The sequence below is a fragment of the Porphyromonas gulae genome (genome assembly GCF_000765945.1).
GTDB classification, from domain to species: Bacteria; Bacteroidota; Bacteroidia; order Bacteroidales; family Porphyromonadaceae; genus Porphyromonas; species Porphyromonas gulae.
This window is the reverse complement of sequence record NZ_JRAT01000024.1, coordinates 90,738-103,886: the sequence shown is the minus strand read 5'-3', so window position 1 is coordinate 103,886 and position 13,149 is coordinate 90,738. Positions and strand designations below refer to the sequence as shown.

Here is a 13,149-nt window from a genome sequence, read left to right as displayed (position 1 = left end):
CATCCCTGCCCCCCCCACCGCCCCCGCCAAGGAAGCATGAAACATCCTCGTTGTTCGGCAGGTGCCACAGGTAGCCGCGCACCGAGGGATAATGCAATCGCTGTGCGATGGGTCATCAGACTTTTACTTTCGCTTTCTGCTTCCCCGTCTCGTACTTCTTTCTCTTTTCCATCACTCTTTCCTTTGCATCGGAAAGGCTTTGTGAACTTTACTTCTATCAAGGTGATACCACTAAATGTGCGCTGCAGGAAGTGTGCTGCCTAATGTTTGGGGTTGTTCACTTTTAATAGTATGAGTCCGGCGCAAGTGATGTGGTGCTGATCCTTGATAAGAGCTTTTCGTTCAAATTTCTCTCTGCCTCTTTTCTCTTCCTCTCTCAGTTCTTTGCTAAACGGATTCTTCCAAAGTGCTATCGCCAAAATGGCATGAGGGGCGATGAAAAAGAGAAGGAACACGAAATGAAAAAAAAAGTGGTGAAAGCGTAAAATGTGGAAAAGGATGTGCTGCGTTATTGTGCTGAGATAAGGTGCCTGTAGAAATCTTTTGCCCGAAGCGTATGACCGGCTTTCCCGATTTCCCGTTCCACCATTTGGAAAATTATGGCGCGACACTCCTTTTTCGTTTATCTTTGTCCGTAAGAAGTATTCAATCAAAAGCATTCTAAAGCATATCCATAATGATTTTATTCTTTCGCCATTCGTCCGGCTCTGTCTATGCCGTGGAGAGTGAAGTTCAGTTCAGCGAAGAAGAAATACATCGGCTGGTATGGCTGTTTGGTGGAGCCGAACTCTGTCAGTCCGATGTTGTAAGCGGCTATCATGTAGGGCCTCGTCGGGAGATGGTAACACCTTGGAGCACCAATGCCGTAGAGATAACGCAGAATATGAACGTTGCCGGGATACGCCGCATCGAAGAATTCTTTCCGGTGAAAGGTGCTGACGCGGAGTTCGACCCCATGTTGCAAGCTCTTTATGAGCAGCTGGACCAAAAGATTTTCGATATAGATCGTAAGCCCGAACCTATCATTTCCGTCCGGGACATTCGCGCCTACAATGAAGCTGAGGGACTGGCTCTGAGCGAAGATGAAATCAGTTATTTGGAAGGTGTGTCCGAACGCATCGGCAGACCACTCACAGACAGTGAGCTGTTCGGCTTCTCACAGGTCAACTCCGAACACTGCCGGCATAAGATATTCGGCGGTACGTTTATTATCGATGGGGAGGAAAAGGAAAGTTCTCTCTTCAACCTAATCAAACGTACCTCTGCAATCAATCCCAATTTCCTTGTATCTGCATACAAAGACAATGTGGCTTTCGTCCAAGGACCGAAAGTGGAGCAATTTGCTCCCCGCAGTGCAGACAAACCCGATTACTTCGAGACCAAAACGATAGATACCGTGCTGAGTCTCAAAGCCGAAACACACAATTTCCCCACCACGGTGGAGCCTTTCAATGGTGCGGCCACCGGAACGGGTGGAGAGATTCGTGATCGAATGGCAGGAGGAAAGAGCAGTATTCCGTTAGCAGGCACCGCTGTCTATATGACTTCTTACGCCCGTACAGACGGAACGCGACCGTTTGAAAAGAAGCTATCCGAGCGCAGTTGGCTCTATCAAACGCCCCGTCAAATCCTCACCAAGGCCTCTAACGGTGCCAGCGACTTCGGTAATAAATTCGGACAGCCGCTCATTACCGGATCCGTTCTGACCTTCGAACACCAAGAAACACCGGATGCTACCTGTTATGGATACGACAAGGTCATCATGCTTGCCGGAGGTGTGGGCTATGCCAAACAGACGGATGCACTCAAAGGAGAGCCGTCTCCGGGAGAGAAAGTGGTGATCCTCGGAGGAGACAACTACCGCATCGGTATGGGTGGAGGGGCTGTCAGCTCTGTGAATACAGGACAATTGTCCGGCAGTATAGAGCTGAATGCCATCCAACGCTCCAATCCTGAGATGCAGAAGCGTGTGCAGAATGTGATCCGATCCATAGCCGAGAGCGAGAATAATCCGATCGTCTCCATCCACGACCATGGTGCCGGAGGACATCTGAACTGCCTGTCCGAATTGGTGGAAGCGACCGGTGGCCGAATCGACATGGATCGACTTCCCGTCGGCGACCCCACTCTTTCAGCCAAAGAAATAATCGGCAATGAGAGTCAGGAGCGTATGGGACTGCTGATGCAGGAGAAAGACTTGGAGTATGTCCGCAAGATAGCCGAGCGCGAACGCGCTCCCATGTATGTGGTCGGAGAGACCACTGACGATATGCGGTTCGTCTTCCGCAAGGACAATGGCGAGTGTCCTATCGACATGAAGCTGGACGACATGTTCGGCAAGCCTCCCCGTACCGTCATGGAGGACAGAACCATAGAACATCGCTATCAGGCACCGCAATACGATCCTGCCCGTCTGGACGAATATCTGGAGCAAGTACTGCGTATGGAGTCAGTGGCTTGTAAGGATTGGCTTACCAATAAGGTGGACAGATCTGTGACGGGACGAGTGGCTCGTCAGCAGTGTCAGGGCGAATTGCAGCTTCCGCTCAGCGACCTCGGTGCTATGGCTTTGGACTATCGTGGTCATAGTGGAGTGGCTACTTCTATCGGCCATGCTCCTCAGGCTGCTTTGGCCGATCCGGCGGCCGGCTCGGTGCTGGCCATAGCCGAAGCTCTGACCAATATCGTCTTTGCTCCGCTTCGTAATGGCATCGAGGGTGTGAGCCTGTCGGCCAACTGGATGTGGCCCTGCCGTAACGAAGGCGAAGATGCCCGTTTGTACCGTGCCGTGGAGGCCTGTTCGGACTTTGCCGTCGATTTGGGCATCAATATCCCTACCGGCAAGGATTCTCTTTCCATGACACAGAAATACGAGGACAAAAAAGTGCTGAGTCCCGGTACGGTGATTATCAGTGCTGCGGCCGAGGTGACAGACATTCGTCGCATCGTCAGCCCCGTCCTGAGCCATACAGCCGGTACCGCTCTCTACTATATCGATTTCAGCTTCTGCCCGTTCTCTTTGGGCGGATCGGCCTTTGCCCAGAGCTTGGGAGCCATCGGAGATGAGGTGCCTACCGTACGTGATTCGGAATACTTCCGCGATGCGTTCAATGCCGTACAAGAACTCATTGACAAGGGTCTGGTTCTGGCCGGACACGATATATCCGCAGGCGGTCTGATTACGGCTCTTTTGGAAATGTGCTTTGCTAATGTGGATGGCGGTCTGGAAGTAGAATTGGATAAACTCGTGGAAGACGATCTGATCAAAGTCCTCTTTGCCGAAAACCCCGGCATTCTCATTCAAGTAAAAGATCGTAAAGCCGTTGATAAGATTCTGACCGATGCCGGTATCGGCTTCCTCCCGATAGCCAAGCCGACCCAAGAGCGACATCTCTTGATCCATAAAGACGGAGCAGAATACCTGTTCGGTATCGACCACATGCGCGACGTTTGGTATGAATCGTCCTATCTGCTGGACTGCTTCCAGAGCGGCAATACCTTGGCCGGCAATCGCTTCGAGAACTATAAGGAACAACCGGTGCTCTATCACTTCCCCAAGCAATTTACGGGCGATCTGAAAGCGATGGGATTGGATCCCGACCGTAAGACTGCATCCGGCATCCGCGCTGCTATCATTCGCGACAAGGGAACGAATGGAGAGCGGGAAATGGCCTATGCTCTCTATCTGGCCGGCTTCGATGTGAAGGACGTACACCTCACAGACCTGACCAGTGGAAGAGAGACTCTGGAGGACATCCGGATGGTTGTCTTCTGTGGCGGATTTTCCAATTCGGACGTACTCGGATCTGCCAAGGGATGGGCCGGCGGTATTCTCTTCAATGAGCGAGCCAAAGCCACGTTGGATCGTTTCTTCACACGCCCTGACACGCTCAGCCTCGGTATCTGCAACGGTTGCCAGCTGATGGCTGAGCTGGAGCTGCTGTACCCCGAACACGAACTCAAGCACAAACTCGTCCACAACGAATCGCAGAAATTCGAAAGTACATTCGTCACCCTGGAAATCCCGCACAACAACTCCATCATGCTCGGCAATCTGGCCGGAAGTAAGATCGGTGTATGGTGTGCTCATGGCGAGGGCCGATTCAGTCTCCCGTACGAGGAGAAAGCCTACCATGTGGTGGCCAAGTACGAATACGATGGTTATCCGGCCAATCCCAACGGATCGCCGTACCGCATAGCCGGATTGTGCAGCGCGGATGGCCGCCATCTGACGATGATGCCGCATCCGGAGCGAAGCATATTCCCCTGGCAGTGCGGTTATTATCCCGAATCACAACGACACGAACATCAGGTGACACCTTGGATGCAGGCTTTCCGCAACGCTTACGAGTGGATAGCCAAGCAGGGGAAAAATGGATGATCGTCGCCCCCATCTGACAGAGGAGCAGCTGCTTTTCCGCATTGCACTCACGCACATAAAAGGCGTGGGCAGCGTGCTGGCAAGGCAGCTGCTCTCGGTTATGGGCAGTCCCGAAGCCATCTTTTCCGACAGGAAAGAGTTGGCACAGAGGCTGCCGAGAGCGTCTCACCGTCTGCTCGATGCCATCTTCTCTCCTTCGGTCATGGAGGAAGCACGGCGAAAGTTGGATCAAGCCCTCAAAGCCGGGCTGGATATGTATTTCATCACCGACGACAATTATCCTTACCGCCTGAAAGAATGTGTCGATGCTCCTATCCTTCTTTATTCCAAAGGCAATGTCGATCTCTCGCCACGCAGAGCGCTGAGCATTGTAGGCACGCGCAATATCACGGCCTATGGACGTACGGCTACGGAGCGCATCGTGTCCGAGTTGGCCGAAGCTGTCCCCGATTTGCTTATCGTCAGCGGACTGGCGTACGGCGTCGATGTCGCAGCTCACAAGGCTGCCTTGGACAGCGGCCTGCCCACGGTAGGTGTATTGGCACATGGACTGGACAGAATCTATCCGAGTAGCCATCGCTCCATTGCTACGGAGATGCTCCGACACGGAGGCATGCTCACCGATTACCCCATGGGTACGGAGCCGGAGCGTTTCAACTTTGTCGGTCGCAACCGCATCGTAGCAGGCTTGTCGGATGCCACGCTTGTGATCGAATCGGCCGAGAAAGGAGGCTCCCTCATCACCGCCGGACTGGCTTTCGGTTACAATCGCGAAGTGCTGGCCCTACCCGGACGAGCCACGGATAGCCGTTCGGCCGGATGCAATGCCTTGATAAGGGATCAAAAAGCCGCCCTCGTCAGCTCGGCTCAAGATGTGCTGACGCTGCTCGATTGGAGTTCTACGATAGACGCCAAGCCACAGACATTGAATTTCCGTCCCGATAGCTGGCCGGATACACCCGTAGCCGAGTGCCTTCTCAGAGCAGGTATAGCCTCCGTGGACGAGCTGACACGGGCTACCGGCCTGCCTATAAACGATGTTTCGGCGCAGCTTTTCGACCTCGAATTGGACGGGCTGGTACAGTCACAGCCCGGTGGTATGTATTCCGTTATATGAACCCTGCGATGAAGAAGTCTCCCACCTTGTCCATACTCATGCCCGTTTATAAGAGGGATTGTCGCAGACTGCTGGAGGAACTGTCTAAGCAGGCCGAAGGGCTATCCATCGGCTATGAAATCATTCTTGGTGACGACTGCTCCGGCGAGCCTTACACTTCCCAATACATCGCTTACGAACAGGAGGGGCTGTGCCGACTCATCAGTGCCGAGGAGAATATGGGTGCAGGCCGTCTGCGCAATCGCTTAGCCGAAGAAGCCCAAGGCGAGCAGCTCCTTATCCTCGATTCCGACACCCTGCCGGCATCCCCCGACTTCATCGAACGCTATCTACGGCATGCCTCCGACACGGCAGTCGTATGTGGTGGATTCGTCTATCCGCCCGAGTCCACCAATCCCCTCCGGCAACGATATGGTACCGAAGTGGAAAGCCGATCGGCACGAGAGCGAGCACGAAAGCCCCACTCCGGATTCATCTCGATGGCTTTCATGATCCCAAGAAAGCAGATGCTTGCCACCGGCTTCCCTCCCAATATGGGCATGGGGTACGAAGACATCCTGTTCGGCGAGCGTCTGCGCCGGGCCGGCATCCCCATCCTGCATATCGACAATCCCGTAGAGCATTACCACTGCGACACGGCCGAGGGATTTTTGGCCACCACACGCAGCTATCTGGACAATCTCTATCGCCACCGCGAAGAGCTGGCCGAACTGGTAAGCCTGCTCAGAGCATACAATCTGCTGAAGTGGCTACACCTTGTACGATTGACGGCCACCTTGTGGCCGCTCTTCCGCTCCTCGTTGGAGAAGCAGCTTACGGGCAGCAAGCCCTCTCTCCTTCTCTTCAGCTTGTATAAGCTACTATACGTAGCCTCCCTTTCTTCCTTGCGAAAGCATTAGTTTTGCAGCTCTTTTGTCTTTTCTTGCTTGGGGGCAGCCTATCGCATTCTCGAACCGAAAATCGGCGAAGTGCGGTTCGTGTTTTGCTGAAAACTCGCGCCAAAACTTTTTCGTTCTCGTTCGGGAAAAAAAATTTTCCCGCGCCACAGGCAAAACTTTCCCGCGCCACGTTTTCCGGTACCATACACAGCCTTTTTTCCGCACCAAACCACAGCGAACAGGAAGTCGTACGAGGCTCCATACAGAGAGCAAGGCACAGCCGTTAAAGGTCAAAAGTGTACATTTGTCTTTAGGAATCCCGAATAAGCTCATGATAGTCTGCATCGCCGAAAAGCCCAGTGTAGGGCGTGAGATCGCTGCCGTACTCGGTGCCACTAAAGCCCACAAAGGCTATATGGAGGGCAACGGCTACCGGGTGACGTGGACCTTCGGGCATCTCTGCTCCCTCAAAGAGCCTCACGACTATGCACCCGAATGGAAGCGATGGAGTATCGGTTCGCTACCGATGATACCACCGCGATTCGGTATCAAACTCATCGAGAGCGATAGTATTCGGGAGCAATTCGCCACCATCGAAAGGCTCGTTCGCGAAGCGGATATGGTCGTCAACTGTGGCGATGCCGGGCAGGAGGGCGAGCTGATCCAGCGCTGGGTGTTGCAGAAAGCCGGCTGCACATGTCCTGTGCGGCGGCTGTGGATATCTTCTCTCACGGAGGAGTCCATCCGTGAAGGCTTTGCCGGACTGCGAGACAGCGAGGAGTTTCGCTCCCTGTACGAGGCCGGACTGGCTCGTGCCATAGGCGACTGGCTATTGGGCATGAATGCTACGCGTCTCTATACGCTCCGCTTCGGGGGCAACCGACAGGTACTCTCCATCGGACGCGTGCAGACTCCTACTCTGGCCCTTATCGTCAGGAGGCAGCACGAGATCGAGCACTTCACGCCTGAAGTCTACTGGGAGGTGAAGACCACCTACCGTGACGCGGTGTTCAATGCTACCAAGGGACGCTTCTCCTCCATCGAAGAGGCTCGTCGGGAAGTGGAGGCCGTAGCCGGCAGTCCCTTTACCGTTACCTCCGTCTCCACGAAGAAAGGCAAGGAACTGCCGCCACGACTCTTCGACCTCACGGGCCTGCAGGTGGAGTGCAATAAGAAGTTTGCCATGACGGCCGATGCCACGCTGCGCACCATCCAATCGCTGTACGAGAAGAAGATCACCACCTATCCGCGTGTGGATACCACCTATCTGAGCGATGATATATTCGAAAAGGTGCCGAATATCCTCCAAGGACTCTCGGACTATGCTCTGCTCACTGCTCCACTCCGCAGTGGCAAGTTGAAAAAAAGCAAGAAGGTATTCGACAACAGCAAGATCACCGACCACCATGCCATCATTCCCACGGGTCAGCCATCACACGGCTTGTCGGAGGACGAGCGGCGCGTATTCGATCTGGTAGCCCGCCGGTTCATTGCCGTTTTCTATCCGGACTGCGTATTCAGCCAGACCACGGTCTTGGGACAGGCTGCCGAGGTAGAGTTCAAGACCACGGGAAAACAGATACTGGAACCCGGCTGGCGCACCGTCTTCACCGATCCGCAGACGGATGACGAAGGTGAGAGCAAGGACGAAGAGAAGACCCTGCCGGCTTTCTCTGAGGGCGAGAGCGGAGCACACTCCCCCGAAGTGCAGGAGAAGACGACACAGCCTCCCAAATTCTATACCGAAGCCACACTTCTGCGTGCCATGGAGACGGCCGGCAAGTCAGTCAAGGACGAAGAGCTACGCGATGCCCTCAAAGAAAACGGCATCGGGCGACCGTCCACACGGGCAGCCATCATCGAGACGCTCTTCAAGCGCAACTATATCTATAAAGAGAAGAAGAACCTCAAGGCCACTCCCACGGGTGTCTCTCTGATAGCGACGATCGACTACGAACTGCTCAAGAGTGCCGAGCTGACCGGACAATGGGAATATAAGCTTCGCCGCATCGAGCGCGGCGACTACTCGGCAGCCGACTTTATCGACGAGCTGAAAGTGCTGCTCACTCATCTGATCCCCGATGTGCTCAAGAGCAGCTCCTCCGTACTCCTACCCGATCCGGCACCTGCTGCCTCGCCGGCTTCCGGCAAAAAGAAAAAGGCAGACAAGCCCGTGAAGCAGCACCAGCCCGATCTCACCTGTCCGATCTGTGGCAAGGGGATCGTTGTCCGCGGTCGGGAGGCTTTCGGCTGCAATGCCTTTCGCGAAGGCTGTACCTTCCGACTCCCTTACTCCGAGCATCCCGCATCCCTGTCCGATAGCGAACTGGCCGACCTCCTTTCCTCGCAAAAAGGACATTTTACTACGTTCTAAATGACATTCGAAAAGAGCTTTTAGTACTTGCACTCGGAACATCTTGTTTGTTAACGTCTTATGTCTTTTTTGTGCGTGATTTGTCCAAATCGACGCCAAATCTGACATCTTTTTTTGTTTAAAATGTGCAATTTGTCCAAGAAAATGCGCGATTTGTCCAAAAATATTTCGGTGATACCTCTTTCCTTTGCGATAGAGAGAGCCGGTGTTTGTTCCCGGTCGTCTCTGCCAATTTCATAAGCTTTAGCTAAGAGAAAACAATTGTGCGATTGAAAAAGGTAGGAGACAAGGAAATGAAAGCGACAAAGAAAGAATGGGATGATCTTTTAGAGATCGAAAGGAACAACAATCACTGATTATTTAACCCGGGACCGACCGGAGGGATCCCCTTCCTGTCAGTCTCATCAAAAAAACAACAAGTATGAAAACAAAAGCATTACTCAAGTTTATCGTGGCTGTATTCGCTGCAGCCATTTGCAGCCCCAGCTTCATGCAGGCTCAGATGATGGGAGGAGATAATGTGTTGATCTCCTCATTCGAAGCGGGACAGCCAGAAGGTGAGTCCAGACTGGCCGTAGCAAATAATGGTTGGATCTATGTGATGGCTCATTATAAAAACGCGGCTGATACCCAAGTCAAGATTTTTCGTTCCGTGGATGGAGGAGCCACATATCAACAACTCAAACATTGGTATCCGGAAGGTGGCTATCAATATGCAGATTTCGATATAGTAGTAACCGGCAATAATGCGTCTGATATCAGAGTGTGGTCGGTGGAGTTGCTCGTCAAAGATTCGGACAGCAAAGTCGTGATCTTCCGCCGTGATGCCGATATGGCAAATTCAGTTCGTATCTATGATGAAACGTTGCCGAACGTAGAACTGTACGATGTGGCCATGGCTTCCAACTTTAGAGCTCCTTCTCCTATGGGAGTCGGCGGAAATCCTTTTGCTCTGGGAATTGCTGTATGCGGATACAATAAGGCTGCCTCTCCCAAGCATAGCTTTCTGGACTATATATTCTCTTTGGATGGGGGGGCTACTTTTGAGAAGTCGCTCTTGTACAAACAAAATGGAACGCAACAAATCGAAGATGTAGACATTTCTATAGGTAGCACAACTGCCGATATGCACAATACCTGGCCTCTTATGGGCATTGTGTTTGCCAAAGATGGTTATAATAATGTTGGGTTTATCTCCAATTTCGTCGACAATGATCCTGCCTTCGCATGGAGTAGTCCGATCACACTCGCTGCCTCCGGTAATTTGTGGAGACCGCGAATCCAAATGATGCTGGATCACGATTCGGAGAATACAATAGGCGGTGAGAGTTGCCACAATTTCATGATAGTCTATGAGACTCAGAATACTATCAAATATGCATATCCGAAGAAATCGTTCGGGTATTTATCCGAGCCTTCTGTGGACGACCTCAATGTGGCTACCCTCGTATCCAATGCACGACAGCCGGCTCTTTCATACGATAAGGTAGGCAATCACTATCTGTTTACATACGCTACTGAAGAGGATGGTATACAAAAATTGAAATACCAATGGGCGCACTACGATAATCTTCATAAACCCAGTTCGTGGAGTACTAAATACGTTTATGCATCCGACTATGATGATGTTTCTTTTTATTTCGGGAAGCCTCTTGTGGATATCAACCCTTCGAAAGTAAAAGCTTGTTGGATCTGGTTTGATGAATATCAAGGTGGAATCGATTTGTGGGCCGATACTGAGTGGGCAGTGCCATCAAGCATTGAAGACATCGTAATGCAAGAAAGTAAGATAAAGCTCTACCCCAATCCGGCGAACGAATCCGTCCTAATCAGTTTGCCAGTGGCAGGAGAGAACAGGGTAGTACTCTACGACTTGCAGGGCAGGATGGTAGCCCAAGCCTCTTTCTCCGGCAAGGAATATAAGCTGAATGTGCAGAACTTGGCTAAGGGCACATACATGCTCAAGGTCGTGTCCGACACAGAGCGCTTCGTAGAGAAGCTCGTAGTGGAATAAGGGCTGCTGTGACTCTACCGACTCAGTCGGATAGGGGCCGTTTGTCATATGTGCAAAGAACAGAAAAGACGTTAATAACCTAAACAGCAAGAGAGGCAGAGGATAGCATCCCCATTGGTTTGCTATCCCTCTGTCTCTCTAATTTTTAAAGAACAACTCTATAGAAGTCGGGAGGTTTTCGGCTGCAATGCTTTTCGCGAAGGCTGCGCCTTCCGACTCCCTTACTCCGAGCATCTCTCATCCCTGTCCGATAGCGAATTGGCCGATCTCCTTTTTTCGCAAAAAGGACATTTTATTACGCTCTAAAGGATATTCGAAAAGAGCTTTTAGTATTTGCACTCGGAACATCCTGTTTATTAGCGTCTTATGTCTTTTTTGTGCGTGATTTATCCAAATCTATACCAAATCTGACATCGTTTTTTGTTTGAAATGCGCGATTTGTCCAAGAAAATGCGCGATTTGTCCAAGTGTACTTCCTCGCCACTCCGTTCCTTTGCAACAGAGAAAGTCGAACATGCGCTCCGCATTGTGCGAATTGTCGGTTTTGATTTCGGATGTTCTTAGCCAAGGGTGAACGATAATCAATCAGCAAAAAGTAAAAACAAAGAATGAAAGCGGAGAAGAGAGAGTCATGAGCCATCGTGCTCTTGTGAAAAATCAAGACAACAAATCAATCAAACTAATCACTAATCAGCAATTCGAGACCGGAGGACTCCTGCCCGATCAGGTCTCAAGGCAAAAAAGACAAAAATTGTTATGAAAACAAAAGCTTTACGCAAATTCGTAGTGGCGGCTTTCGCCGTCGCAACCCTCTGTCCCCTCGCCCAAGCGCAGACAATGGGCGGAGATGATGTCAAGGTGATCCAGTACGATCAGGAAACACTCGTGCAGACGAGGATGAGTGTAGCGGACAACGGATGGATCTATGTAATGACCCACAGCGGACGTGACACCGGCAATAGCAATGTGAAGATCTTCCGTTCCAAAGACAACGGTGCCACATACCAAAAGTTGAGAGATTGGGATCCATCGGATGATTATCTGTTTCAAGACTTCGATATCATAGTCACGGGTAAGACCGAATCCGACATCAAGGTTTGGTCGGTAGAGATCATGAATAAGCCCGGTGAATATAAGAGTAGAGTCGCGGTATTCAGTCGCGATGCCAACGCGCAGAATGGAAAACGTATGTATCAGGAAGACTTCTCCAATGTACGGCTGTACGATGTGGATATAGCCTCCAACTATCGTTCGCCTTCTGCCCTTAACAATGGTGGCGATCCTTTTGCTTTGGCTTTTGCTTATACGGGTTTCGACAACACAAACAAACAAAGCTTCGTGGACTATGTATTCTCTCTGGATGGAGGACAAAAATTCACGAAAAACCTACTCTTCCGTCAAGATGGAGAGAATAAGATCGACAAAGTGGATCTCTCACTGGGTAGCACCTCTGAATCCACAGGCAACAATACCTGGCCGCTGATGGGTGTGGTATTTGAAATGAATAAAGAAGGAGACAAAAGCGACATTGGTTTCTTGTCGAACTTTGTCGACAATGATCCTGAATTTGTTTGGTCAGGCCCTATAATCGTTAGCAAAACCGACGACTCGTTCAGCCCCAAGATTCAAATGATGCTGGACGAGGATGACAATACGATTAATGGGGTGAATTGCTACAACTTCATGATTACGTACAGCAATTTTGATCCTGAGAATTCGGATTGGGACCTTCGCTATGTGTATCCCAAGACATCGTTCGGGTATCAAAAAGGTAAAACACCGACTATGGATGATCTGGAGGAAGGTTATCTTGTCGCTTCGTACCAGAGCGAGACCAACTCGGGTCTGGCGTATGACAAGAGTTGGTCTCACTACCTGGTCACCTATGCCAAAGAAGAGGAGAGTGGCACGAACACGCTGAAATACTTCTGGTTCAATTATGACAAGATTCATGACAAAGATGCGTGGAGTGACAGATATACGTACACATCATCTGTCAATGCTCTCTACACACCTCAAGTGGACATCAATCCTGTCATGCGTCAGGCTTGCTGGTCATGGGTGGAATCCATGTCCGGGAAGAGAATCGTATGGGCCGATACGGAATGGGTACATGCCAACAGTGTTGAAGACATCGTAATGCAGGAAGGCAGCATGAAACTCTTCCCGAACCCTGCCAACGAATATACTATGATCTGTCTGCCGATGGCAGCGACCTGCAAGGCTGCAGTCTATGACATGCAGGGCAGGGTAGTCGCCGAAGCTTCTTTCACCGGCAAGGAATATAAGCTGAATGTGCAACGCTTGGCCAAGGGTACGTACATGCTCAAGGTCGTATCCGACACGGAGTGCTTCGTAGAGAAGCTCGTAGTGGAATAAGGGCGG

Annotated in this window: 7 protein-coding genes and 1 pseudogene; 7 read left to right on the top strand and 1 reads right to left on the bottom strand. The window is 51.3% G+C overall.

Going from position 1 to position 13,149, the window contains the following annotated elements; genetic code table 11:
• Positions 1–676 precede the first annotated feature (676 nt).
• From purL to HQ49_RS09070, 3 genes are read left to right on the top strand one after another with little or no spacing between them, the layout of a single operon-like run.
• Positions 677–4,381 carry a phosphoribosylformylglycinamidine synthase gene (purL, locus tag HQ49_RS09080; RefSeq protein WP_018965811.1) on the top strand — a complete coding sequence of 1,235 codons (3,705 nt, stop codon included), beginning with the start codon at positions 677–679 and terminating at the stop codon, positions 4,379–4,381.
• Positions 4,374–5,498 carry a DNA-processing protein DprA gene (gene dprA / locus HQ49_RS09075; protein WP_039419615.1) on the top strand — a complete coding sequence of 375 codons (1,125 nt, stop codon included), beginning with the start codon at positions 4,374–4,376 and terminating at the stop codon, positions 5,496–5,498. Before purL ends, dprA begins: the two co-directional genes overlap by 8 nt.
• A gap of 8 nt (positions 5,499–5,506) precedes the next feature.
• The gene (locus tag HQ49_RS09070) at positions 5,507–6,397 is read left to right on the top strand and encodes a glycosyltransferase family 2 protein (protein ID WP_039419625.1); all 891 of its coding nucleotides are present in this window, start codon (positions 5,507–5,509) and stop codon (positions 6,395–6,397) included.
• Here the strand turns inward: HQ49_RS09070 and HQ49_RS12805 are convergent.
• Positions 6,359–6,544 carry a DUF1661 domain-containing protein gene (locus HQ49_RS12805; protein ID WP_369684672.1) on the bottom strand — a complete coding sequence of 62 codons (186 nt, stop codon included), beginning with the start codon at positions 6,542–6,544 and terminating at the stop codon, positions 6,359–6,361. The genes HQ49_RS09070 and HQ49_RS12805 overlap by 39 nt on opposite strands.
• Between HQ49_RS12805 and HQ49_RS12800 the strand changes: the two are divergent.
• From HQ49_RS12800 to HQ49_RS09055, 4 genes and pseudogenes are all read left to right on the top strand, one after another.
• Positions 6,522–6,578: pseudogene (locus tag HQ49_RS12800) on the top strand (hypothetical protein); the annotation flags it as partial. The gene HQ49_RS12805 and the pseudogene HQ49_RS12800 sit on opposite strands and share 23 nt — an antisense overlap.
• A 129-nt stretch (positions 6,579–6,707) precedes the next feature.
• Positions 6,708–8,750 carry a DNA topoisomerase 3 gene (locus HQ49_RS09065; RefSeq protein WP_039419614.1) on the top strand — a complete coding sequence of 681 codons (2,043 nt, stop codon included), beginning with the start codon at positions 6,708–6,710 and terminating at the stop codon, positions 8,748–8,750.
• 421 nt (positions 8,751–9,171) lie between these two features.
• Entirely contained in the window at positions 9,172–10,764 is a 1,593-nt protein-coding gene (locus HQ49_RS09060; protein WP_039419613.1) for a TapA/TapC family T9SS-dependent outer membrane protein, read from the top strand.
• Between the two features lie 756 nt (positions 10,765–11,520).
• Positions 11,521–13,143 (top strand): TapA/TapC family T9SS-dependent outer membrane protein, encoded by a 1,623-nt coding sequence (locus HQ49_RS09055; protein ID WP_039419612.1) that lies wholly within the window; start codon positions 11,521–11,523, stop codon positions 13,141–13,143.
• Positions 13,144–13,149 lie beyond the last annotated feature (6 nt).

What these genes read in the sequence shown, in the direction of transcription:
- purL (WP_018965811.1), top strand. Translation starts at nt 677, where the DNA reads ATGATTTTATTCTTTCGCCATTCGTCCGGCTCTGTCTATGCCGTGGAG.
- dprA (WP_039419615.1), top strand. Translation starts at nt 4,374, where the DNA reads ATGGATGATCGTCGCCCCCATCTGACAGAGGAGCAGCTGCTTTTCCGC.
- HQ49_RS09070 (WP_039419625.1), top strand. Translation starts at nt 5,507, where the DNA reads ATGAAGAAGTCTCCCACCTTGTCCATACTCATGCCCGTTTATAAGAGG.
- HQ49_RS09065 (WP_039419614.1), top strand. Translation starts at nt 6,708, where the DNA reads ATGATAGTCTGCATCGCCGAAAAGCCCAGTGTAGGGCGTGAGATCGCT.
- HQ49_RS09060 (WP_039419613.1), top strand. Translation starts at nt 9,172, where the DNA reads ATGAAAACAAAAGCATTACTCAAGTTTATCGTGGCTGTATTCGCTGCA.
- HQ49_RS09055 (WP_039419612.1), top strand. Translation starts at nt 11,521, where the DNA reads ATGAAAACAAAAGCTTTACGCAAATTCGTAGTGGCGGCTTTCGCCGTC.